This is a genomic window from Nesterenkonia sp. E16_10 (genome assembly GCF_017347085.1).
Classification (GTDB): domain Bacteria; phylum Actinomycetota; class Actinomycetes; order Actinomycetales; family Micrococcaceae; genus Nesterenkonia.
Genome location: NZ_JADPSA010000029.1, coordinates 328,783 through 352,123 on the forward strand (window position 1 = coordinate 328,783; position 23,341 = coordinate 352,123).

Here is a 23,341-nt window from a genome sequence, read left to right on the forward strand (position 1 = left end):
ACCCAGTGACGACGGAAGGTTCTGTTCACCATGACCGAAGACAAAGACTTCTCCCAGTACGCCCACCCCGACGCCCTGGTCTCCACCGATTGGGTGGCCCAGCACCAGGACGACCCCTCCGTGGTGCTGCTGGAATCGAACGAAGATGTGCTGCTCTACGAGGTCGGGCACATCCCGGGCGCGCAGAAGATCGACTGGCACACCGACCTCAATGACCCGGTGACCCGAGACTTCCTGGGCCCGGAGCAGTTCGCGGCCTTCGCCGCCGCGAAGGGGATCACCCCTGAGACCACCGTGGTCTTCTACGGAGACAAGTCGAACTGGTGGGCCGCCTACGCCCTCTGGGTCTTCACGCTCTTCGGCCATGCGGACCTGCGCCTGATGGACGGTGGCCGGCAGAAGTGGGCCGCCGAGGGCCGCGAGCTGGTCACCGAGGTGCAGGCCCCGGCCGCCGCGGAGTACCCCACCCCGGCGCAGCGCGACGATTTCACCTTCCGTGCCTTCCGCGAGGATGTCCTCGCCCACTTCGGCAAGCCGATGATCGATGTGCGCTCCCCCCTGGAGTACTCCGGTGAGCGCACCCACATGGAGGGCTACGAGCAGGAGGGCGCCCTGCGCGGCGGCCACATCCCCTCCGCCGCCTCGGTCCCGTGGGCCAAGGCCGCCAACGAGGACGGCACCTTCCGCTCCCGCGCCGAGCTGGAGGCGATCTACACCGAACAGGCGGGGCTCGGGACCGCCGAGGAGGTCATCGCCTACTGCCGGATCGGTGAGCGCTCCTCGCACACCTGGTTCGTGCTGCAGCACCTGCTCGGCTACGACAACGTCCGCAACTACGACGGCTCCTGGACCGAGTGGGGCAATGCGGTCCGGCTGCCGATCGCCACCGGTGATCAGCCCGGTGCGGTGCCCGGCGCATGAGCCAGACCCCGAACCCCACGCTGCCCGCGCAGCTGACCGAGGTCATCGAGGAGTTCGCCGAACTCGAAGACCGGCAGAAGCTGGAGCTGCTGCTGGAGTTCTCCCGAGAACTCCCGGAGCTGCCCGAGCGCTACCGCAACAGCTACGACCAGATGGAGGAGGTGGTGGAGTGTCAGTCTCCGCTGTTTCTGACCCTGGAGTACGACGACGCCGCCGGGACCGCTGCGATCTTCTTCGCCGCTCCCCCGGAGGCGCCCACCACACGGGGCTTCGCGGCGATCCTGCATGAGGGCCTCAGCGGTCTGCGCTTCGAGGAGATCCTCGCGGTGCCGGAGGACCTCTCGGAGCGCCTGGGCCTGTCCAAGGCGATCACACCGCTGCGGCTGCGCGGGATGACCGCGATGCTGGGCCGGATCAAGCGGAATATCCGGGTTCACCAGGCCGGGTCTGCCCCGGGGCAGCCCGGCTGAACAGGTCGGTGACCCAGTCGATGACCGTCTCGTCCCAGCGCTGCGGATCGTGGTTCCACTCCTTGACGTGGCGTGCCTGGGCGAAGGAGACATAGGTGACCTTCGGGTTCTTCCGGGCGAGATCCCGGGAGGGCCCGTAGGGCACGATGTTGTCATCGACGCTGTGCATGATCAGCACGTGGTCGCGCAGCTGATCGGCCCGGTCGATCCAGTTCATCGCCTGCAGGTCCACCGGGGCGGCGAGCCCGGTGACCCGACGGCCGCCCGGGTTGGAGATGAACCACTGGCCCATCCGGCCCACCACGTCGGGGATCCGGTTGGCCTTGGCCTGGTGGGCCAACACGTCCATCCAGTCGATCACCGGGCCGGTGAGCACCAGGCCGCGGATATAGGCGGCGTAGCGGGACCGGTCGGCGGTCTGCAGGCTGATCGCCCCACCCATGGACCAGCCGAAGAGCAGGATGTCCTGCGCCCCGCGCTCCAGCGCGAACTCGATGGCGGCCTCCACGTCCTCCCATTCGGTGACTCCCAGGCCGTAGCGACCGTCGGCGGCGGCCGGGGCCTCGCCGTCGTTGCGGTAGGAGATCAGCAGCGTCTCGGCTCCCAGTGCCGAGGTGGCCGCCAGCGCCCGGATGCCCTCGGTGCGGTTGCTGCCCCGGCCGTGGACCCCGATGGCCCAGACGTTGCGCCCGGTCAGCGGGCCCTGATGATCTGCGGGCAGGCCGGCGGGGTTCGGCTGCGGCGCCACGTGCCAGGCCGGTGAGGGCCCGCCGGGCAGCGTGATGACCACCTCCTCGCTGGCGAAGCCGGCGTCGGCCGGGTTCAGGTAGACCACCGAGGTCCACCAGCCGCGCACCGCGGTGCGCAGGTCACCGCCGTAGACCTTCTGCACCGGGCGGGTCACCGTCCCGCCCTTGGGCTCCAGCGCGATGATCGGCCCGATCCGGGCCAGGGAGCGCCCGCCGTGGAAGAACAATCCGTAGGTGCCCTCCACCACGGTCTCCGCGGTGATCGGCAGAATCACCTCATCGCCCTCGGGACCGCGGGTGACCGCGAGGATCTGGAGGTCCTCGGCACGCTCGCGCACCGGGGTGACCACGGCGCGGGCGAAATACCCGGCGAGCCCGGAGGCCGCGGCGGCCAGGGTCATCCCGGCTGCGAGCCCGGTGCCCACCCCCAGGGTCGTGGCGCGGATCCATGGGGTGTGCGCCCGGCTGTGCGCCGGCGTGCGCTCCGGGAGGCGCTTCGGGGTGTGCCCCACCGCCCCGCGCCGAATCCGACTGGTCGCGGCGCGTGCCGCCCGTGGGACCAGCGCCTTCGCCTGAGTCGCTGCAGCACCGGGTTCATTCAACCGTGACGTCATGCGGCTCAGCTTACGCGGGCGCGCGGAACGTGATGAGATAGAGGCATGAGTGAGAACCAGAACACCGGAACCAGCGCCGATCAGTGGCGCGAGAAGCTCAGCCCGGAGGAGTTCCAGGTGCTGCGTCAGGGCGGCACCGAACGCGCCTATACCGGGGAGTACTGGGACAACAAGGCGGCGGGAACCTACTCCTGCCGAGCCTGCGGGGCGGCGCTGTTCGCCTCCACCGAGAAGTTCGACTCGCGCTGCGGCTGGCCCAGCTTCTTCGAGCCCGCCGCCGACGCGAACATCCGGTACCTCAGCGACACCTCCATGGGCATGGAGCGCACCGAGGTGCGCTGCGGCTCCTGCGACTCCCACCTCGGACATCTCTTCACCGGTGAGGGCTTCGACACCCCCACCGACCAGCGCTACTGCATCAACTCCATCTCGATGGACTTCACCGAAGCCACCGAGAGCTGAGCGGTGACGGCCACCGAGACGCAGCCGCGGCTGCTGGATGCCTCCTTCGCCTCGGACAACGTCGCCGGGGTCTCCCCTGAGATCCTGCAGGCGCTGAGCCGGGTCAACGAGGACGCGGCGCTGCCCTACGGCGCCGACCCGGTGACCGCGCAGCTGCGCGAGGTGATCAAGGAGACCTTCGGGGCGCGCGCGGAGATCCTGCCGGTCTTCAACGGCACCGGAGCCAACGTGGTGGCGCTGCAGGCGCTGCTGCCCCGCTGGGGCGCCGCGATCTGCTCCGCGCAGGCCCACGTGAACAACGACGAGGGCGCCGCACCGGAGCGCCTCGGCGCGCTCAAGCTGCTGCCCCGCCCGACGACGACCGGGAAGCTCACACCGGCCGACATCTCCGCAGAGGCCAAGGCTCTGGGCTTCGTCCACGCCGCGCAGCCGCTGGCCGTCACGCTGACCCAGTCCACCGAGCTCGGCACGGTCTACACCGCGCAGGAGATCGCCGCGGTCGCCGAGGCGGCCCACGCCCAGGGCCTCGGGGTCCACCTCGACGGTGCCCGGATCTCCAATGCCGCCGCCGCCCTGGGATGCTCGCTGGCCGAGATCACCACCGCGGCCGGGGTGGATGTGCTCAGCCTCGGCGGGACCAAGAACGGCGCCATGGCGGCCGAGGCCGTGGTGGTGATCGACCCGGACCGGGTGGCGGGCACCGATTTCATCCAGAAGTTCTCGATGCAGCTGGCCAGCAAGCAGCGCTTCGTCTCGGCGCAGCTGCTGGAGCTCTTCGGCACCGACCTCTGGCGGCGCAACGCGACCCACGCCAATGCACAGGCCGCAAAGCTCGACGAGGCGCTGGCCCAGGTGCCGGGGGTCACGCTGTCACGGCCCACCGAGGTCAACGCCACCTTCCCGGAGGTGCCGGTCCGGGTGGCCGAGGCGCTGCGTGAGCGATACCTGATCCACGTCTGGGACACCGCGGCCAGCGGTGACCCGGTGCTGCGGATCATGTGCTCCTTCCAGACCACCGACGCGCAGATCGAGGCACTGGTGGAGTGTGCGCGGCGCGCCTAGCACGGCAGGCTGATGGTTGTTCCTAATCTGGGGGCGTGACAGCTTTCGGTCCTATCGGAGGACCCGACCAGCAGAGCGCAGCCGGTGGCTCCCCCCAGCCGCCCCATGGTGCCACCGGCATCGAGGGTCTGCCGGAGGCATTCCTGCGAGCACTGGGCAGTCTGCGCCACGCCTCACCGCGCCTGGAGGCGCTGGTCCAAGAGGTTCCGGCGCCCTCCAGGCTGGCGCCCTTCGCCGTGGCGCTGCGCGCCGAGGTCCATTCCGACGGCGGCGTCGCACTGAGCTCCCACCCGGTCACCCGGCTGCGCCCGCAGCCCGAGGACACCGAGGTGCTGGCCACCGGTCGCTTCATCCTGCTCCATGACCCGGCAGGCCAGCAGGCCTGGGGCGGGACCTTCCGGGTGGTGATCTATATCCGCGCCGAACTCGACGCCGAGATGGGCAACGATCCGCTGCTGGCCTCCGTGGCCTGGACCTGGCTCTGCGATTCCCTGGCCCAGCACGGGGTGGAGTACAGTCATGCGGGCGGCACGGCCACCCGGATCCTCTCCGAGAGCTTCGGCAGCATGGAGAACCGGCTGCCGAGCAACGATGTTGAGCTCCGCGCCTCGTGGAGCCCCACCGGACACGGGTTCGGGTCCCACCTGCAGGCGTGGGCCGATATGGTCTGTTCCTTCGCGGGACTGCCGCCGCTGCCCGATGGAGTGATCGCCCTGCCACATATCAGGAGGAACTGACGCAGTGCCGGAGACCTCGATGGAGTCCCCCGACGAGGGGCCGCCGCCGCTGCTGACCGAGCCCGAGGACGGGGTCCCCTTCGTCATCGACACCGACCGAGGCCTGCAGCGCTGCGCCGATGCGCTGGCCGCCGGCACCGGCCCGGTCGCGGTGGACGCCGAACGCGCCTCGGGCTTCCGCTACGGCCAGCGCGCCTTCCTGGTGCAGCTCAAACGCGAAGGCTCCGGGCTCTGGCTGATCGACCCGGAACCGTTCACCACCCTGGCCCCGGTGCAGGAGGCCCTCGACGGCGTGGAGTGGATCCTGCATGCCGCCACCCAGGACCTCCCCTGCCTCGCCGAGCTGGGCATGCACCCGCACAGCCTCTTCGACACAGAGCTCGCCGCCCGGCTGGGCGGACTGCCAAGGGTCAGCCTCGGCGCCGTGGTGGAATCACTGCTCGGCGTCCGCCTGGCCAAGGAACACTCGGCGGCAGACTGGTCGCGACGTCCGCTGCCGCAGGACTGGCTGCGCTACGCCGCCCTCGACGTGGAGCTGCTGATCCCGCTGCGCGCGAGCCTCACCGAGCTGCTGGACGAGCAGGACAAGCTGGACTGGGCCGAGCAGGAGTTCGAACACCTGCGCACCCACCGGCCGGTCACGGTCCCGCGCAGCGAACGCTGGCGCAAGGCCACCGGGGTCAACCGGCTGAAGTCCCCGCGCAAGCTCTCGGTGCTGCGCGAGCTCTGGGCCGCCCGGGAGAACATGGCCGAGTCCAAGGACATCGCCCCCGGACATATCCTGCCCGACTCCGCGCTGGTCGCCGCGGCCGACGCGGTGCCGCGCACCGTGCCCCAGCTGCTCTCGATCAAGGGCTTCTACGGCAGGGCGGCCAAGCGCGAGGCGCCCAAATGGCTGCGCGCCATCGAATCCGGGACCAAGAACCCCGAGGCCCCGGAGTCCAAGCGCCGTGCCGCCGGCCCGCCGCCGCCGCGAACCTGGAAGGACCGCAACCCGCTGGCCTTCCGGCGCTACCGCACCGCCCGGGACTGGTTGAACCACCGCGCCGAGGAGCTCGACCTCATGCCCGAGACCCTGCTGACCCCCGCGGTGCTCAAGCAGCTCTGCTGGACCCCGCCGAAGGTCCTGGACCTCGACGGCGTCAGCGCCGCGCTGGCCGAACTCGGCGCCAGGCCCTGGCAGATCGAGCAGTGCGCCGCCATCGTCACGGTGGCCCTGCTGGACCCGGAGCCGCTGGAGAGCTTCTGAACGCCGCGGCGTGGGTTTCCCCGTTGGTTACTCATGGGTAGGATGTGAGCTGAGACTCACCCCGAGGCGCGGTTGCCCCGCGCCGACCCACGTCACGGAGGCAACACATGACATCAGCGCACCCACCCGAGGCACCGGCCGAGATCCCCGCAGCGGCGCTGGAATTCTCCCGCTTCGCAGACCTCGCGGAGGCCTTCAGCGATGAGGTGATCACCCACTCCCGCGCCGAGGACGTCGCCCTGCCCGAAGGCGCCGGAACGCTGGTGCTGATCCGTCTGGACAACGACCACCCGAAACGCCCCTCCACCCTGGGCCCGAGCAGCCTGATCCAGTTCGGTGAGGTCCTCGCCGCACAGCTGCCGCGAGCTCGGGCCGGAGAGATCGCCGGCATCGCGGTGATCGGCAAGCCCGGGGTGCTCGCCGCCGGAGCCGACCTGGGTGCCGCCGAACGCGTGGAGTCTCGGGACCACTCCACCGCGATGGCTGATCTGGGCCATCACGCCTACCGGCTCCTGGAGGACTTCCCGGTGCCCAGCTTCGCGTTCATCAACGGGACCGCGCTGGGCGGTGGACTCGAGATCGCGCTGGCCGCGCAGCATCGCACGGTCTCCACCGCGGCCAAGGGCATCGGCCTGCCCGAGGCGTTCTTGGGCCTGGTGCCAGGCTGGGGCGGGATCTACCGTCTCCCCCGGCTGATCGGCCCCGAGGCCGCCGCGGAGGTCATCTTCAGCAACGCGTTGAACAACAACCGCACGCTCACCGGGGACAAGGTCCACGCTCTGGGCATCGCCGATGCGCTCTTCGAGGCAGAGGACTTCGAGGCGCAGAGCCTCGACTATGCCGCACGGATCATCAGCGGCGACCCCGCCACCGCACAGCAGCTCACCGCGCACCGCAACCACGACTTCTCCGCCGAAGCCTGGGCCCGCGCCGTCGACGCGGCCGAGCGCACCGTGGCCACCAAGCTGGGCCCCTCCGCGCCGGCTCCGCGCCGCGCACTGGACCTGTTCATCCAGGTGCCCGAGCGCACACGGGAGCAGAGCCGGGCCGCCGAGTGCGAGGCGCTGGGCGATCTGATGCTCACCGATGAGTTCCGCAACACCGTCTACGCCTTCCTGAACCTGCTCCAGAAGCGCGCCAAGCGTCCGGCCGGGGTGCCCGAGGTCGCGCCGCGCAGCGTGACCAAGGTCGGCGTCGTGGGGGCCGGACTCATGGCGTCGCAGCTGGCCATGGTCTTCGCGGCCCAGCTGCAGGTCCCGGTGGTGCTCACCGACATCGATCAGTCCCGGGTGGACAAGGGGCTGGCCCATATCGCGGCCCAGCTCGAGAAGCAGGCGAGCCGGGGCCGGCTCACCCAGGAGCAGGCCGCAGGGCTGCGCGGGCTGATCACCGGCTCCACGGACAAGTCCGTCTACGCCGACGCCGACTTCGTCATCGAGGCGGTGTTCGAGGAGATCGGTGTCAAGAAGCAGGTCTTCGCCGAGCTGGAGGCGATCGTGCCGGCCGAGACCATATTGGCGACCAACACCTCCTCGCTCTCGGTCACCGAGATGGCCGCTGACCTGCAGCACCCGGAGCGGGTGATCGGCTTCCACTTCTTCAACCCGGTGGCCGCCATGCCGCTGATCGAGATCGCCCGGGCCCCGCAGACCGCCGATGAGCCGATCGCCACGGCCTTCGCCCTCGCCGCGGGGCTGCGCAAGACCCCGGTGCTGACCAGCGACTCCACCGCATTCGTGGTCAACCGGGTGCTGCTGCGGCTGATGAGCGAGGTGCAGCGAGCCTTCGACGAGGGCACCGATGCCGCCACCGCGGACGCCGCGCTGAAACCAATCGGGCTGCCGATGAGCCCGTTCACCCTGCTGGCGATGGTGGGCATCCCGGTAGCCCAGCACGTCACCGAATCGCTGCACACCAGCTTCGGGGATCGCTTCCACGTCTCGGCCAACCTGCAGCATCTCATCGACGCGGGAGTCACCGAGATCTGGAGCACCGACGACGCCGGCCGGCCCTTCATCAAGGACAGCACCCTCGCGCTGATGAGCTTCGGAAGCTCCGCGCGCAGCTCGGAGCAGCTGCTGCGCACCGTGGAAGATGCACTGGCCGAGGAGATCGGGATGATGCTCGAGGAGGGCGTCGTCGCCTCCCGTCAGGACGTGGACCTCTGCATGATCCTGGGCGCCGGCTGGCCGCTGCACCGCGGTGGGATCACTCCCTACCTGGACCAGGTGGGCGCCAGCGAACGGGTCAACGGCCGGGCGTTCAACACCCGGGACTGATCCCCCGCCGGCCTCCGGGCTCAGGCCCGGCTCCGGGCTCAGGCCCTGGGTCAGTCCCCGCACAGGGGGCTGACCCAGGGCCCGGCCCGGGTCCGATTCCTCATAGACTTGGCACCATGACTTCGCCCTGCTGTGATCGCCGTCGTTTCCTGCGCGCCTCGGCCCTGACCGCGGGCTCTGCGGCGCTGCTGAGCGCCTGTGGCGCGGATCAGGCGCCAGATCCCGCGGCGCCGAGCGTCGCCGAGGGCGGCACCTGGACCGAGGTCATGGCGCTTGCCGAGCTTCAGGTGGGGACGAGCAGCACCGCCGAGGTCGGCGAGACCCAGCTGCTGCTGCACCGCAGCGACGAGACCACGGTCCACGCGTTCTCTGCGGTGTGCACCCACCAGGGATGCGCGGTGGGCACCGAGCCGGAACGCTTTGCCTGCCCCTGCCACGGCTCGATCTTCAACCTGGAGACCGGCGCCGCCGAGGGCGGGCCGGCACGGCAGCCGCTGACCCGCTACCCCGCCGAGATCGACGGAGAGTCCATCCGGGTCCAGGTCTGAGCAGGGCTCAGCCGACGCGCAGCTCGATCTTTGAGGCCGGGACGTCTCCGGCGCGGATCGCGGCCTTGACCGCCTCGCGGGCCTTGCCCTGGTGCAGGGTCTGGATCCGCATCACCGAGGCGTGGCCGCCGTGGTGCGGTTCGATCACCGGGTCACTGAGCAGGCCCAGGCCGCGCCAGGCCAGGGTGGCGAGCACCTCGCGGTGCACCGCGCCGATGTTGCGCTGCTCCGAGGCGCTGGGCTGCTCTCCCTTGAGCGGGTAGAGCAGGCGCAGCTCGATCTGGTCCTCGGGGGCGGGTTCGGCGAAGCCGTCTTCCCGGCACTGGGCGGTGAAGCTCTCGAGCAGCTGCTCGGCCTCGGGTGCGCTGACCTTCTCGGAGGTGAGCTTGCCGTTGGCGCCCAGCGCCCCGTGGTGGATCACAAACTCTCCGGTTGCTTCGTCGTACCAGGCTTCACGGTAGTGCCAGGCCTGCTCGTCGCGGCGGTAGAGAGTGATCAATGTCAGACCTTTCGGGTACGGAGACTGGGGATCTGGCCGGTGGGAGCCGGTTCACCGGGCAAAGGACGGGCGTAGGGCACCTTGGTGCCGAGCACCTGTCCGACGGCGTCCTGGGTGATCTTCTGGGCGGTGAGGCCCACACGTTCGAGGACCTCGCCGCGGGTGCCGTGGGCGAGAAACTCCACCGGGAGTCCCACCTCGTTGAGGCCGGTGTCCACACCGGCCTCGCGCATGCTCTGCCGGATGCGTGAGCCGACGCCGCCGGCCTTGACGCCGTCCTCGATGCAGATGACGGTACGGTGCCGCGCGGCCAGGGAGATCACCGAGTCCGGCACCGGGAGCACCCAGCGCGGGTCCACCACGGTGGCGCTGATCCCCTGATCCGCGAGCCGCTGCGCGACGTCGAGCGAGAGCTCGGCCATGGTGCCCACGGAGACGATCAGCACGTCATGCGCGTAGGGCTTCGGCGTCTTGGAGGTCGCGGCGGAGCTCCAGAGCACGTCCACGCCGTCCTCGAGGCGTTCGAGCGCGTCGATCTCACCGTTGACCGAGCCCTTGGAGAAGCGCAGCACGGTCGGGGCGTCGTCCACGGCCACGGCCTCGCGCAGCTCCTCGCGCAGCCGGGTGGAGTCTCGTGGGGCCGCGATCCGCAGCCCCGGGACGATCTGCAGCAGCGAGAGGTCCCACATGCCGTGGTGGCTGGGGCCGTCGGGTCCGGTGACGCCGGCCCGGTCCAGGACCACGGTGACCCCGGCGCGGTGCAGCGCGACATCCATCAGCAGCTGGTCGAAGGCCCGGTTGAGGAAGGTCGCGTAGATCGCCACCACCGGGTGCAGGCCGCCGTAGGCGAGACCGGCGGCGGAGGTGAGCGCGTGCTGTTCGGCGATGCCGACGTCGAAGACTCGCTCCGGGTGCTTCTGCGCGAAGCTGCGCAGCCCCACCGGGATCATCATCGCCCCGGTGAGCGCAACGATGTCCTCGCGCTCATCGGCGATGGCGGTGATCTCCTCCTCGAACACCGAGGTCCAGGAGCGGGCGCCGCCGCGGTGCACCGGTTCCCCGGTCTCCGGGTCGATGACGCCCACGGCGTGGAACTGGTCGTTCTCATCGGCACGGGCGGGGGCGTATCCCTTGCCCTTCTCGGTGAGTGCATGCACGATCACCGGTCCGCCGTAGTTCTTGGCGTCGGTGAGCGCTTCTTCCAGGGCGCGCTGGTCGTGGCCGTCCACCGGCCCGATGTACTTCATGCCGAGGTCCTCGAAGAGTCCCTGGGGTGCCCAGAAGTCCTTGGCGCCCTTCTTCGCGGCGTGCAGGCTGCGGTAGACCATCTGGCCCATCGGTCCGCCGTTCTGCAGCTTCTGCTTGGTGCCGTCCATGACGCGCTCGTAGGTGCGGTGGGTGCGGACCTTGTCCAGGAAGTTCCGCCGCAGCCGCCCCAGCTGCTCGGCGAGTCCCCCGACGGTGGGCGCGTAGGAGCGGCCGTTGTCGTTGACCACGATGATCACGCGGCGGTCCTTGTCGGCGGCGATGTTGTTCAGCGCCTCCCAGGCCATGCCGCCGGTGAGCGCGCCGTCGCCGATCACCGGGATCACACAGCGGTCGGATTCCCCGGCGAGCACACGGGCCTTGGAGATGCCGTCCGCCCAGGAGAGCGAGGAGGAGGCGTGGGAGGATTCCACGATGTCGTGCACCGATTCGGCCCGATCCGGGTATCCGGCGATGCCGCCGGTCTGGCGCAGCGTGGAGAAGTCCTGACGCCCGGTGACCAGCTTGTGCACATAGGACTGGTGGCCGGTGTCGAAGATGATGGAGTCCCGCGGGGAGTCGAAGACCCGGTGGATCGCCAGGGTCAGCTCCACCACCCCGAGGTTGGGCCCCATATGACCGCCGGTCTTGGAGACGTTGGCGATGAGGAACTGCCGGATCTCCGCCGACAGCCGCTCCATCTGCTCTTCGCTGAGCTTGGACAGCTCCTGCGGAGACGTGATTGTCTGCAGAATACTCATTGCCGCAGTCTACCTGTCACGGCCTGCGCGGGCGGACTTTGACGGGGCCCTGACACGTTTGAAGACATGTGCCGCAGAACGAAGGAGGGGCGCCCGATCCGAAGATCGAAGCGCCCCTCCTGCTATTCACCGATCGCAGCCGCTCGGCGGTCTGGGATCAGGCTGTTTACTTCTTCACCAGCTGACGCAGCACGTACTGCAGGATGCCGCCGTTGCGGTAGTAGTCGGCCTCGCCGGGGGTGTCGATGCGCAGCACGGCGTCGAAGCTGACCTCTGCGCCGTCCTCCTTCACGGCAGTGACCTTCAGCGTCTTCGGGGTGGTGCCGTTGTTCAGCTCGGTCACTCCCGAGATGGAGAAGGTCTCCAGGCCCGTCAGGCCGAGCGTGTCGGCGGACTCGCCCTCGGGGAACTGCAGGGGCAGCACGCCCATCCCGATCAGGTTGGAGCGGTGGATCCGCTCGAAGGACTGCGTGATGACCGCCCGGACGCCCAGCAGGCTGGTGCCCTTGGCCGCCCAGTCACGCGAGGACCCGGAGCCGTATTCCTTGCCGCCGAGGACCACCAGCGGTGTGCCGGCCGCCTGGTAGTTGACCGCCGCGTCGTAGACCGCGGCCTGCGGACCGCCCTCCTGGGTGAAGTCGCGGGTGTAACCGCCCTCCACGCCGTCGAGCAGCTCGTTCTTGATCCGGATGTTCGCGAAGGTGCCGCGGATCATGACCTCGTGGTTGCCGCGCCGGGAGCCGTAGGAGTTGAAGTCCTTCCGGGCCACGCCGTTCTCCAGCAGGTAGCGACCGGCCGGGGTGTCGGACTTGAAGGAGCCCGCCGGGGAGATGTGGTCGGTGGTGACCGAGTCGCCCAGCTTCAGCAGCACCCGGGCGCCCTCGATGTCGGTGACCGCCGAAGGCTCGAGCTTCATGCCCTCGAAGTACGGGGGCTTCCGCACGTAGGTGGAGTCCTCGTCCCAGGCGAAGGTGGAGCCCTCAGGGGTCTCCAGCTCCTGCCAGCGGTGATCGCCGTCGAAGACGGTGGCGTACTTGGAGGTGAACATCTCGGTGTCGATGGACGCGTCGATGATCTCCTGGACCTCCACCGGGTCCGGCCAGATGTCTCCAAGGAAGATCGCCTTGCCGGACTCATCGTGGCCCAGCGGCTCGTTCTCGAAGTCGAAGTCCATGGAACCGGCCAGGGCGTAGGCGACCACCAGCGGCGGGGAGGCCAGGTAGTTCATCTTCACGTCCGGGTTGATCCGGCCCTCGAAGTTGCGGTTGCCCGAGAGCACCGAGGTCACGGCGAGGTCCTGCTCCTGGATCTTCTGTGAGATCTCCTCCTCCAGCGGACCGGAGTTGCCGATGCAGGTGGTGCAGCCGTAGCCGACCAGGTAGAAGCCGATCTTCTCCAGGTATTCGGTCAGGCCCGACTTCTCGTAGTAGTCGGTGACCACCTTGGAGCCCGGCGCCAGCGAGGTCTTGACCCAGGGCTTGCTGGTCAGGCCCTTCTCGGAGGCGTTGCGGGCCAGCACACCGGCGGCCATCATGACGTTCGGGTTCGAGGTGTTGGTGCAGGAGGTGATCGAGGCGATCGAGACCGCGCCGTGGTCGAGGTGGAACTCGCGACCGTCGGGCATGGTGACCGGGGTCGGATTCGAGGGCCGTCCCTCCACCGGGGCACCGGAGGTGTCGCGGGGCTTGTCGGCCGCGGTCTGCTCATCGGTGGCATCGTGGGAGGGCGCGTCGGAGGCCGGGAAGGACTCCTCGGAGGCGTCGTCGACGACTCCGTTGGTGACCGAGCCGTCCTTGGCGTAGTTGTGGATGTCCTTGCGGAACTGCTCCTTGGCGTCGGTGAGCTCGATCCGGTCCTGCGGGCGCTTCGGCCCGGCGATGGAGGGGACCACGGTGGAGAGATCCAGCTCGAGGAACTCCGAGAAGCGCAGCTCCCGGGAGGGGTCGTGCCACATGCCCTGTTCCTTGGCGTAGGCCTCGACCAGCTTCAGCTGCTCCTCGGTGCGTCCGGTCAGCCGCAGGTAGCCCATGGTGACCTCGTCGATCGGGAACATCGCCGCGGTGGAGCCGAACTCCGGGGACATGTTGCCGATGGTGGCGCGGTTGGCCAGCGGCACTGCCGCCACACCTTCGCCGTAGAACTCCACGAACTTGCCCACCACACCGTGCTGGCGCAGCATCTGGGTGATGGTGAGCACCACGTCTGTGGCGGTGGCGCCGGCGGGGATGGACCCGCTGAGCTTGAAGCCGACCACGCGCGGGATCAGCATGGAGATCGGCTGGCCGAGCATCGCTGCCTCGGCCTCGATGCCGCCCACGCCCCAGCCGAGCACGCCCAGGCCGTTCTCCATGGTGGTGTGCGAGTCGGTGCCGACACAGGTGTCGGGGTAGGCGCGCAGGGTGCCCTCGACCTCGCGGGTCATCACGGTGCGGGCCAGGTTCTCGATGTTGACCTGGTGCACGATGCCCATGCCCGGGGGGACGACCTTGAAGTCGTCGAACGCGGTCTGGCCCCAGCGCAGGAACTGGTAACGCTCGCCGTTGCGCTGGTACTCCATGTCCATGTTGCGTTCCATGGCGTCGGCGTTGCCGAAGGAGTCGATCTGGACGGAGTGATCGATCACCATCTCGGCGGGAGCCAGCGGGTTGATCTGCTCGGGCTTGCCGCCGAGCTCCTTGACTGCCTCACGCATGGTCGCCAGGTCCACCACGCAGGGCACACCGGTGAAGTCCTGCATCAGGACTCGGGCGGGGGTGAACTGGATCTCGGTGTCGGGCTGCGCGTTCTCGTCCCACTGCGCCAGCGCCTTGATGTGATCGGCGGTGACGTTGGCACCATCTTCGGTGCGCAGGAGATTCTCGAGCAGGACCTTCAGGCTGTAGGGCAGGGTGTCGTATCCCTCCACAGCGTTGAGTCGGAAGATTTCGTAGTCGGTGCCGTCGACGTTGAGGACGCCTTTGGCCCCATAGCTGTCCGCATTATTCACTCGGGACTCCTTGTTAGTTGCCAGTCGTGCCAGCCCGCGCAGAGGAAAAGCGGGGCCGATGGATCGATGTTCAGTCTACTCTTTCAGATTTCTTCAGACGCCCGTCATAGGGCCTCTGGCGCGCCGTTCACCTGCGACGCGGTGCGCGGAACAACGCCACTGATTCCATGTGGTGGGTGTTGGGATAGAGGTCGAAGACCTTCAGGTCCGCGAGCTCCCAGCCCCGGCTCAGCAGCGACTTCGCGTCCCGGGCGAAGGAGGAGGGCTCGCAGGAGACGTAGAGGACCTCGCGCGCCGCGGCGGCGTCGATCCCGGCGATCACGCGCTCCCCCGCTCCGGTGCGCGGGGGATCCAGCAGGATCAGATCGCGCCGGGTGAGCCGGTCGAGGACCGCCTCCACCGGGGCCTGAAGCACCTCCACCTGAGGGGTGTCCGCGAAGAGCTGTGCCGCGCTGGCGCTGGAGCCGGGCGCGCCCTCGACGCTGAGCACCGATCCCTCGGCACCCGCGAGCTGGGCGGCCCAGGCGGTGAAGAGACCCGCACCGGCGTAGAGGTCCGCCACCGAGGCGCCCGGGGGCACCTGGGTCATCGTGTTGACCGCCTCGATGAGGCAGGAGGGAGCATTGCGGTGGATCTGCCAGAAGTCCTCGGGCTGGACCTCCACCGTGGTGAGCCTCGGCGCAGCCGCGTCGGCGCCTGCTCCGGTGAGCGCCGGCAGCGGGAGCGGTTCGGTGATGGTGCGGGAGCCGGCGAGCACGGTGTAGCTGATCCGCTCCGGACGCGGCGCGGACTGGTTCGCGCCGCGCGAGCCCGGACCGGAACGCTGGGTGCGGCCCTGTCTTGCGGCGCCGCGGGCGCCCCCACGACCACGACTCGGGGCCGGTTCCGGCTGCGAGGTGGCCAGAACGATATTGCCGACCTCGGGCGCACGCTGGTGCAGCTGCAGCAGCCGCTCGGTGAGCGCCTCCTGCTCGGGCGCCGGCAGCCCGGCCCGGGTGTGCACCACGAGCGTGACCTCGGCGCCGGCGCCGGCGGCCACCGCGTCCACCCGTTCGGCGCCCTTGAAGCTGTAGCCGAAGATGCCGCTCTCGTGGATCGATGACACCGCCAGCGGCATCCCGCGCAGTTCGATGAGTTCGTTGCTGCGGTGCGGCTTCATGCTCAGGGCACCCTCTGCCCCGACGGCGAAGCTCGCCCGGGTCCGCCAGTGCAGCCCGTGATACGGCCCGTCGGAGAGCACATCGTGGACGTGGACCTCCCCGTCCCCGGAGGCCAGCGGCAGCCGCTGATCGTGGATCGAGAATCCGCCGATCCGCTGCATGGTGTCGCGGAAGACCTGACCCTTGAGTCGACGCTGGTGCTGGTCGGTGATGTGGCCGAACTCCGCGCCGCCCACCGGAAGCCGGTCATTCTCATGGGCGCGCAGCGAATCGGCGAGCTTCCAGATGTGTCGGCGCCGGTAGTCCGAGGCGTTGAGCACCTCGACGACGTCGGCCCGCCAGTATTTCGCACCGGGCTCTCCCTCGGTGACCCGGGCCCGCACGGTCTCCCCGGGGATGGCGTGGCGCACGAAGACGACACGACCCTCGTGGCGGGCCACGCAGTGGCCACCGTGGGCCATCGGGCCGATGTCCAGCGTCAGGGTCTGCGTCATCGCAGAATCACCCTCTCTCGTCGTGGTCGGGCTCAGCGGCAGGCTTCTCTGGTGACAGCTCGAGCGGGCTCTGGGCGGGTCGTGAGATCAACCAGCCCACCCACAGGGCCAGCGCGTAGAGCGGGATCCCCATGACCAGGCGGGCGGTGCCCAGCCCGGCCACGTCGTCGGCCAGGTAGAGCGGCACCTGAATGATCAGGCGAAGCGCCGGCACGGCGAGCAGCAGCCAGGTGGCCAGGGAATATCGACGACGGCGCACCGGATCCCGGCGCCAGTCCAGACCTTCCCCGCGCACGATGCCGAAGAGCAGGCCGAGGAACGGCCACTTGACCAGGATCGAGACCAGGAACGCCAGCAGATAGCCGGCGTTGATCAAAAAGCCCCAGGCGTAGAAGTCGCGAGCGTCACCGGTCCGGTAGGCGACCAGGGCGCAGATCAGGATGCCGGCGAGTCCCGCCAGGGACTGCACCAGGGAGCCCTTCTGGACCAGCCGCAGCACTGCGAATCCGACGCCGATCGCCACCGAGATGATGAGCGCGGTCATCAGGTCCTCGGTCACCAGGAAGGCGATCAGGAACGCGGCGGCGGGCAGCGAGGACTCCACGAGCCCGCGCACACCTCCCACCGAGGCCAGCACATCGATCGAACCGTCCTCGCCCGTGCGCACCCGCGAGCCGGCCGCGGTGGAGAACTGCGCCGCGGCATGGGGCCCGGAGTCCGCCGGCGGGCCCTGCACCGGATCTTGGAGGGAGCCTTGAACGGGGTCCTGCTTCGGGTCCTGCTCTGGGCGTGGCTGGGCTGGGTCAGCGGACATCGCTCACCGGAGCCGCGGCGGGGTTGGGGCCGGGGGAATCATCGCGGCGCTGCGCTCGATTGCGGGGGACCACCACGCGCTTGGCCCCCTCGGGAGGCTGCAGCCGCAGCAGCTCGCGCGGAGGCAGCGGGTCATCGCCGCGGACCACGACGATCTTGGCGAACAGGTCCTCCACCGCGCGGGCCGCCGAGGCGTCGATGGCGCCGCGACCGCCGACCACTCCGCGCAGGAACCAGCGGGGACCCTCGAAGCCGATGAAGCGGGCCACGCGCCAGCCCTTGCGGCCATCCTGCAGGACGGTGGGCACGCGTGCCGCAAGCTCCTTGCCGAAACGACCGTCGACCCGCTTGACCTTGCCGCTCTGCTTGATCACCGATTCCTCGATCTGATCCAGCACCTCACCCCAGGTGCCCCCTGACTTGGGGGCGGAGAACGGCTGGACCTGGATGCTCGCCTGATCGACCATGATGGTCAGCGCGACGACGCGCTTGGTCTTCTGGTCGATGTCCAGCCGGACCTGCTGGTTCTTCGCCGCGGGGATCAGCAGCGCGCCGAAGTCCAGGTAGCCCTTCTTGGACTCCAGCTCACGGGAGTCCCGGGGCACAGCCAGCGGGGTGGCCTCGGTGACCGGCTGCGCCACGGAGGTGACGGGCGCCGAGGAGGCCGGCACCGAGGCGGCGGCGGTTGCAGGATCAGCGGGTACGGGGTCGGCGGGTGCGGCGTCGGCGGCGGCGTCGGTGGCGGCGGCGTCGGCGGCCGGTTCTGTCTGGGCGGGTTCCGCTGCTGGCGCCTCTGCTGGCGAGGTCTGGGCCGGTGATGTCCGTGCCGGGGCAGCGTCTGTCTCGTGTGCCTGCGTCGCTGGGGTCTTCTTCTTGCCGAAGAGCATGCCTGTCCTCCTGGTCGGTTCTGCGCTGTTGCTATCGCCCGGTGGAGCCGAAGCCGCCCGCGCCGCGATCGCTGGTCTCGAGATCGTCCACCAGGGTGAACTCGGCCTGCTCCACCTTCTGCAGAAGCAGCTGAGCGATCCGATCCCCACGGGCGAAGTGGACCGTCTCACTGCGGTCCGTGTTGAGCAGGCACACCTTGATCTCTCCACGATACCCAGCGTCCACGGTCCCTGGGGCATTGACCACCGTGATTCCGTGGCGCACGGCGAGCCCGCTGCGCGGATGCACCAGGCCCACCCAGCCCTGGGGCAGCGCCAATGCGATCCCGGTGGGGACCAGCCGGCGCTCCCCCGGTTCGAGGGTGAAGTCCTCGGCGGTCAGCAGATCCGCTCCTGCGTCACCGGGATGGGCGTAGCGCGGAGGGTCGAGGCCGGGGTCAAGCTGCTTGAGTGGTACTGAGATGCGATTCACAGCCTTGAGTGTACCGTCGCGTTCCCGACGATTCCCCAGCCGGACATGCGACGATGGTGCCATGAATGACGAGAGTGCCAAGAGCGGCGAAGCATCCTCCCCTCGCGCGGACGTGGAGGCCGCCCCGATCTATACCGAGAAGCTGTGGCCGGCCTGGTGGCTGTGGGTCGCCGGGGTCATGCTGGGCGCGTCGATCTCGTTGATCTTCTTCCCGATCAGCGTCACCTTCGGGGTGCTGACCGTGTTCATCGGCATCGGCCTGGTGATCTTCGGGCTGGTCATCACCACCCCGACCCTGGAGGTCACTCCGGGGTGGCTGCGGGTGGGCCGGGCGCGGATCCAGACGGTGCATCTGGGACGGATCGTGGCGCACACCGGAGATGCTGCGCGGGAACAGCTGGGACCGGGCTTCGATGCGAGCTCCTACCAGTGCATCCGAGGCTGGATCGATCCGGTCATCACCGCGCAGATCATCGACCCCAAGGACGCCACTCCGTATTGGATCTTCTCCACCAGAAAGCCGAACGCCGTGCTCTCCGCGTTGGGCTCCGCAGAGCCCGTGCAGGAGCACGGCGTCAGTTTCGAGTGACCTGTGGTTTTAGTGACCTGTGGTTTTAGTGACCTGTGGTTCTAAAGGACCAGGCGCCCTCAGTCCGTCGACGGCTGAGGGTCTCCAGGTCTTACGTGTTGCGGAGCGCTCAGCCCTCGCAGTCCTTGCAGAAGAACATGCCGTTCTCCTCGCGAGCCACCTGGGAGCGGTGACGCACCAGGAAGCAGGATGAGCAGGTGAACTCATCCGACTGGGCGGGCAGCACGCGGACCTGCAGCTCCTCCTCGGAGAGATCCGCGCCGGGGAGCTCGAACCCTTCAGCGGCCTCGGTCTCGTCCTCGTCCACCACTGAGGACTGCCGCGAGGTGTTCCGGTTCTTCAGCTCCTCGATGGAATCTTCACTGGTTTCGTCGTCGTTCTTCCGCGGGGCGTCGTAATCGGTTGCCATGAGAGGTGCTCCACACTCCGAATTCTTGAGATCGAAGCGCTCGTTGACCGGCTTCGGGTTGAAGCTGATTGAGCGCGATTTCCCTGTGGCGTGGCCCCCTGCCGGACCAGGCTGATGCCCGGCCCGCAGAACACGTGGGAAATTCTGGTCGGACAGATTGTGTCCCATCCGGATCACAGGACCAAATCCTGATCAACCGTTGAGCCCTGGGCTGACACGGAGGGGCTCGGAACACAGCTGGCAGGTGCGGATGAGGACCAAAGAATGTCACGGGCCGACCGATTGAGCAATCCTTCCAGGAGTGGTTGAGCACCCCGAGAGTTTTTGAACCGCCCCGCGATACAGTGGCCGCAATAGCTACCAGCTCGTTCTTCGGAGGAAGCCTAAATGCAGCACCTGCGCATCGTCGGGGTCAATGACGAGGAGAACATGGCGCAGCTCATCCTCTCCGACGACTCAGGGCAGGAGTTCTCGCTGCCGATCGATGAGGCCCTGCGTCACGCCGTGACCCGGCCTCCCGTCCGGCCTTCTCAGCCCAGACCCGCCACAAGTCCGCTGACGCCCCGTGAGATCCAGGCGCGGCTGCGCGCCGGAGCCACCGTGGACCAGGTGGTGGCCGCCTCGGGACTGACCTCCGCGCATGTCGAGCGGTATGCCGGCCCGGTCCACGCAGAGCGCTCCTACATCGCCCAACGAGCCCGTACGACTCAGGTGGCACCCGCCTCGGCCGCCGAGGCGCATCGCCTGGCCTTCGGCGATGAACCCGCAGATCTCGAGAACATGGTGAACGTCCGGCTGCGCGCCATGGACGTGGACCTGAGCACTCTGAGCTGGGACTCCTGGCGCCGGGAAGACGGTCTCTGGCAGGTCACCTGTGTCTTCGACGTCGACTCCTCGGCCACTCACGGTGCCGGCATCGGTCTCAAGCCCCCTGCGGAATGGAGCTTCCAGCCGGACACGCGCCAGCTGCGCGCGATCAACCGGTGGGCCGAGTCGCTCAGCGCACTCTCCGCGACGGTGCCGACCCCGCGGAAATCCGAGTCGGAGCCTCAGGGCGCCACCTCGGGCACCGGAAGACGGCTGAGCGCCGTGGACGCGGTGTTCAACGTGGAGGAGACCGCCGATCCGCGCGGACTCGGCGCGACCGCCGGTCCGGCTGCTGGGCGACCACAGCCCGAGGCAGGCACCCGAGGCGCGCGCACCTCCGTGCCACGGTCCGGCGCCCGTGGCGAGACCGCACAGCGAGGTGACGCCGGGGCTCGTGGCGACGCGGCACGTCGCGGTGGAACCGGATCTCGCGGTGACTCAGGAGCTCGCGGTGAAGGCCACGAGCATGAGGACCTGCTCGACGTGCTGCGCGCCCGGCGCGGGCAGCGCCTGGGCGCCGACGCCGAGGCCGATGATCGGCTCGCTCTGATGCTCAACAAACAGGACCCACAGGACCGTGACAGCGCGGCCACGCCTGCGGACCCGGGCAGGACCCCGACGGAGTCAGAGGACGAGGAACACTCCACGGTTCCGATCCCTCGGCTGCGCCCGGTGCAGAACCGCGCAGCTGATGACACCGAGACCGCAGACTCCGACGTCGCTGCGACCGAGACGCGCGGCGCAGAGGCCGGCGAAGGGTCCAAGGGGTCCGAAGGGCCCGAGGAGTCCCCTTGGGGCGCCCCGACGGCGGACGCACCGCAGGGCACCAGCGAGTCCGACACCGGTCCCCACGACGGCCGGCTCGACGCCTGGGGCTTCGCCTACGAGGGTGAGCCCGAGGACCGCAGCGCCGATGCCGGAGAGGCGGCTGTAGGTGACGCGCCCGCGGATCGCGCCACCGAGCCCACCGAGCCGGAGGATCCTGCGGAGAAGCCGCGGAAACGAACACCTGCCCGGCGCGCGAGCATGCCTAAATGGGACGACATCCTCTTCGGCTCCAAGAACGACTGAGCGCCGGCCGGCTCCTCGCTCCCGGGAGGTCTGCCCGGCGCAGACCGGAGTCGAGGTCTCGTCCCGGTAACTCCCCCGCGGTGTGGCGGCCTCAGGCCCCCAGACGCAGCAGCGGCACCCGACGTTCGGCCTCGGTGAGCGAGCCATGCTGGCCCACCATGTCCATCGGCGCCTGGCCCACCCGGTCACAGTGGTAGAGCGCGATATCGCTGTGCGCGGCCACCAGCACGTCACCGATGCGCCCCGCGACCCGGTCCTCCACCGCTCCGAACCACCCCGCAGCGATGGCCTGCTCGCGGGTCAGGACCCAGGCGCGGTCGCCATACTCGCTGTCCCAGGCGGCGGCGATGGTCTCGGGAGCGGTGCCGGGTTCGGCGTAGAGCTGCACCAGGCGCGGCTCGCCGCCGGTATGGCGCACCCCGTCCAGCAGCGGGGACTGCCCGGAGAAGTCGAGCCGGTTCTCGGCCGCGATGTCGATCATCCCGTGGTCTGCGGTCAGCAGCACCGAGACCTGGTCGCCGTAGCGCCGGCGCAGCCCGGCGGTGAAGCGCTCCGCCTCGGCGTCGAGGGTCTCCAGCATCTGCAGCCACTGCGCAGAGTCCACCCCGTAGCGGTGACCGGTCTTGTCAAGCTCATCGACGTAGAGGTACACCAGCTGGCGCGGGGCGGGCCCCTGCCGCACACCGCTGCTGGTGCGCTGCTGCTGGATCCACTCGGCGGTGAGGCTGAAGCGGGCGTCCATCCGTGCGGCACCGCGGAACTCGCCGCCGCCCAGCACCGCCTGGGTCAGCCCGGAGTCGACGAACTTCGGCCGTGAGGCGGTCAGCACGGCGGCGCCGGCGGCCTGGGCCCGGTGCAGCACCGAGGGGTGCCGCTGCCACTGCGCCGGGTCGATCTCGGCGTCCCAGCCGCCCAGCATGTTGACCGTGCGATCCAGCTCCGGGGCAAGGACGTCGTAGCCGACCAGCCCGTGCTGCCCCGGTGTGGTGCCGGTGCCCAGCGAGGCCAGGGAGGCCGCCGTCGTCGTGGGCACCCCGACGTCGAGGATCTCCGCGCTGGAGCTGCGCCAGGCGGAGGCGAGGAAGCGGGCGTGCCCGGAGTAGCGGGCGAGCAGCGCGTCGCCGAGACCATCGACCATGAGCACCACCGTGGCGGAGGCCTCGGGCAGGCGCAGCCGGTTCTGGAATCCCGTGAGACCCAGCGAGGCGGCCGCTGACGTCATCACATGGCGCAGGTGGGCGCCGTCGTAGTCCGGGGCGGCCGGCAGCGGGCGAGGCGTCGAGGTCATCGCGGCAGGCGCCTCAGCGGGCGTGGGTGATGCAGGCTCGGCGCAGCGCCCGGACGAACCCGCGGGCCTCATCCACGGCGGTGTCACCCTCCGCGGTGGCCGCGATCCGCAGCGCGATGTCCTCGGGCACCCAGTTTCCGGTGTCGCCGTGGTCGGCCACGCACTCCGGGTTTCCGCACTCGGCCGGATAGGTGTCGAACCGGGCTCCCCCGGTCCAGGTCAGGTTCAGCGAGACCTCGGCGAGCGACCGATCCGGGGTGAAGTCCTCCGGGCTGCGGTGGACCTCGGAGAGGATCAGCGAGCGGACCCGGCTGACCGGGACCACCTCGGTGGAGATCCGCGCCACGGTGTCGGCTCGGCGCGGATGGGGCGAGTCGCCGTGGCCGAAGGCGGGGCCGTCGTCGGCCTCCAGATCATGGTCATCGAGGTGTGCGACGACGATGATGTCCTCGGCCAGCGCCAGCACCGTGATGTGCCGATGGACTTCTTCCATGTCGAAATGGGTGTCCACATGCACGATCTGATGGCTGGCCTCACGCTCGTCGAGCGCCTCGCTGAGCGTGTGCAGCACCAGGGAGGGATAGAAGCCTCCCCGCTCGACTGCTTCCTTGAGACTGGAGGTGGAGGCGGCGCTTCGGTGGTGCTCCCCGGACCCGTGCTGGCTGAACGTCATGGAACTCATGCTATCCGGTAGCGGGATTCGCCGGTG

The 23,341-nt window shown here is 69.4% G+C and carries 21 protein-coding genes; 10 read left to right on the top strand and 11 right to left on the bottom strand.

Annotated features, from left to right (window positions below):
* Window positions 1-30: 30 nt before the first annotated feature.
* Both I2487_RS10190 and I2487_RS10195 read left to right on the top strand, forming a co-directional pair.
* Complete coding sequence (locus I2487_RS10190; RefSeq protein WP_207171741.1) at window positions 31-921, top strand: sulfurtransferase; 891 nt, start codon at window positions 31-33, stop codon at window positions 919-921.
* Window positions 918-1,391 carry a SufE family protein gene (locus I2487_RS10195; protein WP_207171739.1) on the top strand — a complete coding sequence of 158 codons (474 nt, stop codon included), beginning with the start codon at window positions 918-920 and terminating at the stop codon, window positions 1,389-1,391. The genes I2487_RS10190 and I2487_RS10195 overlap by 4 nt, the downstream gene beginning before the upstream one ends.
* Here the strand turns inward: I2487_RS10195 and I2487_RS10200 are convergent.
* Window positions 1,336-2,754 carry an alpha/beta hydrolase family protein gene (locus I2487_RS10200; protein ID WP_207171737.1) on the bottom strand — a complete coding sequence of 473 codons (1,419 nt, stop codon included), beginning with the start codon at window positions 2,752-2,754 and terminating at the stop codon, window positions 1,336-1,338. The genes I2487_RS10195 and I2487_RS10200 overlap by 56 nt on opposite strands.
* Before the next feature lie 45 nt (window positions 2,755-2,799).
* On the opposite strand from I2487_RS10200, the gene msrB reads away from it, so the two are divergent.
* The 6 genes from msrB to I2487_RS10230 all read left to right on the top strand — a co-directional run bounded on the left by msrB (window position 2,800) and on the right by I2487_RS10230 (window position 9,091).
* A complete protein-coding gene (msrB, locus tag I2487_RS10205) occupies window positions 2,800-3,216 on the top strand; it encodes a peptide-methionine (R)-S-oxide reductase MsrB (protein ID WP_207171735.1) in 417 nt (138 codons plus the stop codon).
* A 3-nt stretch (window positions 3,217-3,219) separates the two neighbouring features.
* Complete coding sequence (locus I2487_RS10210) at window positions 3,220-4,278, top strand: threonine aldolase family protein (RefSeq protein ID WP_345941399.1); 1,059 nt, start codon at window positions 3,220-3,222, stop codon at window positions 4,276-4,278.
* A 128-nt stretch (window positions 4,279-4,406) separates the two neighbouring features.
* Window positions 4,407-5,015 (top strand): DUF3000 domain-containing protein, encoded by a 609-nt coding sequence (locus tag I2487_RS10215; protein WP_207171797.1) that lies wholly within the window; start codon window positions 4,407-4,409, stop codon window positions 5,013-5,015.
* Window positions 5,016-5,034: 19 nt separating this feature from the next.
* Window positions 5,035-6,264, top strand: a complete 1,230-nt coding sequence (locus tag I2487_RS10220; protein WP_207171795.1) for a ribonuclease D — start codon at window positions 5,035-5,037, stop codon at window positions 6,262-6,264.
* 107 nt (window positions 6,265-6,371) lie between these two features.
* Window positions 6,372-8,543, top strand: coding sequence for a 3-hydroxyacyl-CoA dehydrogenase NAD-binding domain-containing protein (locus I2487_RS10225; protein WP_207171733.1), 2,172 nt, complete (start codon window positions 6,372-6,374; stop codon window positions 8,541-8,543).
* 116 nt (window positions 8,544-8,659) lie between these two features.
* On the top strand, window positions 8,660-9,091 hold the full coding sequence (locus I2487_RS10230) for a Rieske (2Fe-2S) protein (RefSeq protein WP_207171731.1): 432 nt from the start codon (window positions 8,660-8,662) through the stop codon (window positions 9,089-9,091).
* A 7-nt stretch (window positions 9,092-9,098) separates the two neighbouring features.
* Here the strand turns inward: I2487_RS10230 and I2487_RS10235 are convergent, their stop codons facing one another.
* From I2487_RS10235 to dut, 7 genes are all read right to left on the bottom strand, one after another.
* The gene (locus I2487_RS10235) at window positions 9,099-9,590 is read right to left on the bottom strand and encodes a hypothetical protein (protein WP_207171728.1); all 492 of its coding nucleotides are present in this window, start codon (window positions 9,588-9,590) and stop codon (window positions 9,099-9,101) included.
* Between the two features lie 2 nt (window positions 9,591-9,592).
* A complete protein-coding gene (gene dxs, locus I2487_RS10240) occupies window positions 9,593-11,596 on the bottom strand; it encodes a 1-deoxy-D-xylulose-5-phosphate synthase (RefSeq protein WP_207171726.1) in 2,004 nt (667 codons plus the stop codon).
* 166 nt (window positions 11,597-11,762) lie between these two features.
* Window positions 11,763-14,582, bottom strand: coding sequence for an aconitate hydratase AcnA (locus I2487_RS10245; protein ID WP_207171724.1), 2,820 nt, complete (start codon window positions 14,580-14,582; stop codon window positions 11,763-11,765).
* Window positions 14,583-14,709: 127 nt separating this feature from the next.
* On the bottom strand, window positions 14,710-16,236 hold the full coding sequence (locus tag I2487_RS10250; RefSeq protein ID WP_207171722.1) for a class I SAM-dependent RNA methyltransferase: 1,527 nt from the start codon (window positions 16,234-16,236) through the stop codon (window positions 14,710-14,712).
* Window positions 16,237-16,243: 7 nt separating this feature from the next.
* Complete coding sequence (locus I2487_RS10255; protein WP_207171720.1) at window positions 16,244-17,050, bottom strand: DUF3159 domain-containing protein; 807 nt, start codon at window positions 17,048-17,050, stop codon at window positions 16,244-16,246.
* On the bottom strand, window positions 17,040-17,936 hold the full coding sequence (locus tag I2487_RS10260; protein WP_207171718.1) for a DUF3710 domain-containing protein: 897 nt from the start codon (window positions 17,934-17,936) through the stop codon (window positions 17,040-17,042). Before I2487_RS10260 ends, I2487_RS10255 begins: the two co-directional genes overlap by 11 nt.
* 31 nt (window positions 17,937-17,967) lie before the next feature.
* On the bottom strand, window positions 17,968-18,408 hold the full coding sequence (gene dut, locus I2487_RS10265) for a dUTP diphosphatase (protein ID WP_345941400.1): 441 nt from the start codon (window positions 18,406-18,408) through the stop codon (window positions 17,968-17,970).
* A gap of 61 nt (window positions 18,409-18,469) precedes the next feature.
* On the opposite strand from dut, the gene I2487_RS10270 reads away from it, so the two are divergent.
* Complete coding sequence (locus tag I2487_RS10270) at window positions 18,470-18,997, top strand: DUF3093 domain-containing protein (protein ID WP_207171714.1); 528 nt, start codon at window positions 18,470-18,472, stop codon at window positions 18,995-18,997.
* 109 nt (window positions 18,998-19,106) lie between these two features.
* On the opposite strand, the gene I2487_RS10275 is transcribed toward I2487_RS10270, so the two are convergent.
* Window positions 19,107-19,406, bottom strand: a complete 300-nt coding sequence (locus tag I2487_RS10275) for a DUF4193 domain-containing protein (protein WP_182494956.1) — start codon at window positions 19,404-19,406, stop codon at window positions 19,107-19,109.
* A gap of 387 nt (window positions 19,407-19,793) precedes the next feature.
* Between I2487_RS10275 and sepH the strand changes: the two genes are divergently transcribed.
* Window positions 19,794-21,344 carry a septation protein SepH gene (sepH, locus tag I2487_RS10280; protein ID WP_207171712.1) on the top strand — a complete coding sequence of 517 codons (1,551 nt, stop codon included), beginning with the start codon at window positions 19,794-19,796 and terminating at the stop codon, window positions 21,342-21,344.
* A 91-nt stretch (window positions 21,345-21,435) separates the two neighbouring features.
* Here sepH and I2487_RS10285 read toward each other — a convergent pair whose 3' ends face one another.
* Both I2487_RS10285 and I2487_RS10290 read right to left on the bottom strand, forming a co-directional pair.
* Window positions 21,436-22,632: an alkaline phosphatase family protein gene (locus I2487_RS10285; RefSeq protein ID WP_207171710.1), complete on the bottom strand. Its 1,197-nt coding sequence runs from the start codon at window positions 22,630-22,632 to the stop codon at window positions 21,436-21,438.
* 13 nt (window positions 22,633-22,645) lie between these two features.
* Entirely contained in the window at window positions 22,646-23,305 is a 660-nt protein-coding gene (locus I2487_RS10290; RefSeq protein ID WP_207171708.1) for a DUF5998 family protein, read from the bottom strand.
* Window positions 23,306-23,341: the final 36 nt, after the last annotated feature.

Excerpts from the sequence above, each read along its gene's own strand:
- I2487_RS10285 (WP_207171710.1), bottom strand. The coding sequence starts at position 22,632 with ATGACCTCGACGCCTCGCCCGCTGCCGGCCGCCCCGGACTACGACGGC.
- I2487_RS10220 (WP_207171795.1), top strand. The coding sequence starts at position 5,035 with ATGGAGTCCCCCGACGAGGGGCCGCCGCCGCTGCTGACCGAGCCCGAG.
- I2487_RS10195 (WP_207171739.1), top strand. The coding sequence starts at position 918 with ATGAGCCAGACCCCGAACCCCACGCTGCCCGCGCAGCTGACCGAGGTC.
- I2487_RS10190 (WP_207171741.1), top strand. The coding sequence starts at position 31 with ATGACCGAAGACAAAGACTTCTCCCAGTACGCCCACCCCGACGCCCTG.
- I2487_RS10260 (WP_207171718.1), bottom strand. The coding sequence starts at position 17,936 with ATGCTCTTCGGCAAGAAGAAGACCCCAGCGACGCAGGCACACGAGACA.
- dxs (WP_207171726.1), bottom strand. The coding sequence starts at position 11,596 with ATGAGTATTCTGCAGACAATCACGTCTCCGCAGGAGCTGTCCAAGCTC.
- I2487_RS10270 (WP_207171714.1), top strand. The coding sequence starts at position 18,470 with ATGAATGACGAGAGTGCCAAGAGCGGCGAAGCATCCTCCCCTCGCGCG.
- I2487_RS10255 (WP_207171720.1), bottom strand. The coding sequence starts at position 17,050 with ATGTCCGCTGACCCAGCCCAGCCACGCCCAGAGCAGGACCCGAAGCAG.
- msrB (WP_207171735.1), top strand. The coding sequence starts at position 2,800 with ATGAGTGAGAACCAGAACACCGGAACCAGCGCCGATCAGTGGCGCGAG.
- I2487_RS10250 (WP_207171722.1), bottom strand. The coding sequence starts at position 16,236 with ATGACGCAGACCCTGACGCTGGACATCGGCCCGATGGCCCACGGTGGC.
- sepH (WP_207171712.1), top strand. The coding sequence starts at position 19,794 with ATGCAGCACCTGCGCATCGTCGGGGTCAATGACGAGGAGAACATGGCG.
- I2487_RS10225 (WP_207171733.1), top strand. The coding sequence starts at position 6,372 with ATGACATCAGCGCACCCACCCGAGGCACCGGCCGAGATCCCCGCAGCG.
- I2487_RS10230 (WP_207171731.1), top strand. The coding sequence starts at position 8,660 with ATGACTTCGCCCTGCTGTGATCGCCGTCGTTTCCTGCGCGCCTCGGCC.
- I2487_RS10290 (WP_207171708.1), bottom strand. The coding sequence starts at position 23,305 with ATGACGTTCAGCCAGCACGGGTCCGGGGAGCACCACCGAAGCGCCGCC.
- I2487_RS10200 (WP_207171737.1), bottom strand. The coding sequence starts at position 2,754 with ATGACGTCACGGTTGAATGAACCCGGTGCTGCAGCGACTCAGGCGAAG.
- I2487_RS10275 (WP_182494956.1), bottom strand. The coding sequence starts at position 19,406 with ATGGCAACCGATTACGACGCCCCGCGGAAGAACGACGACGAAACCAGT.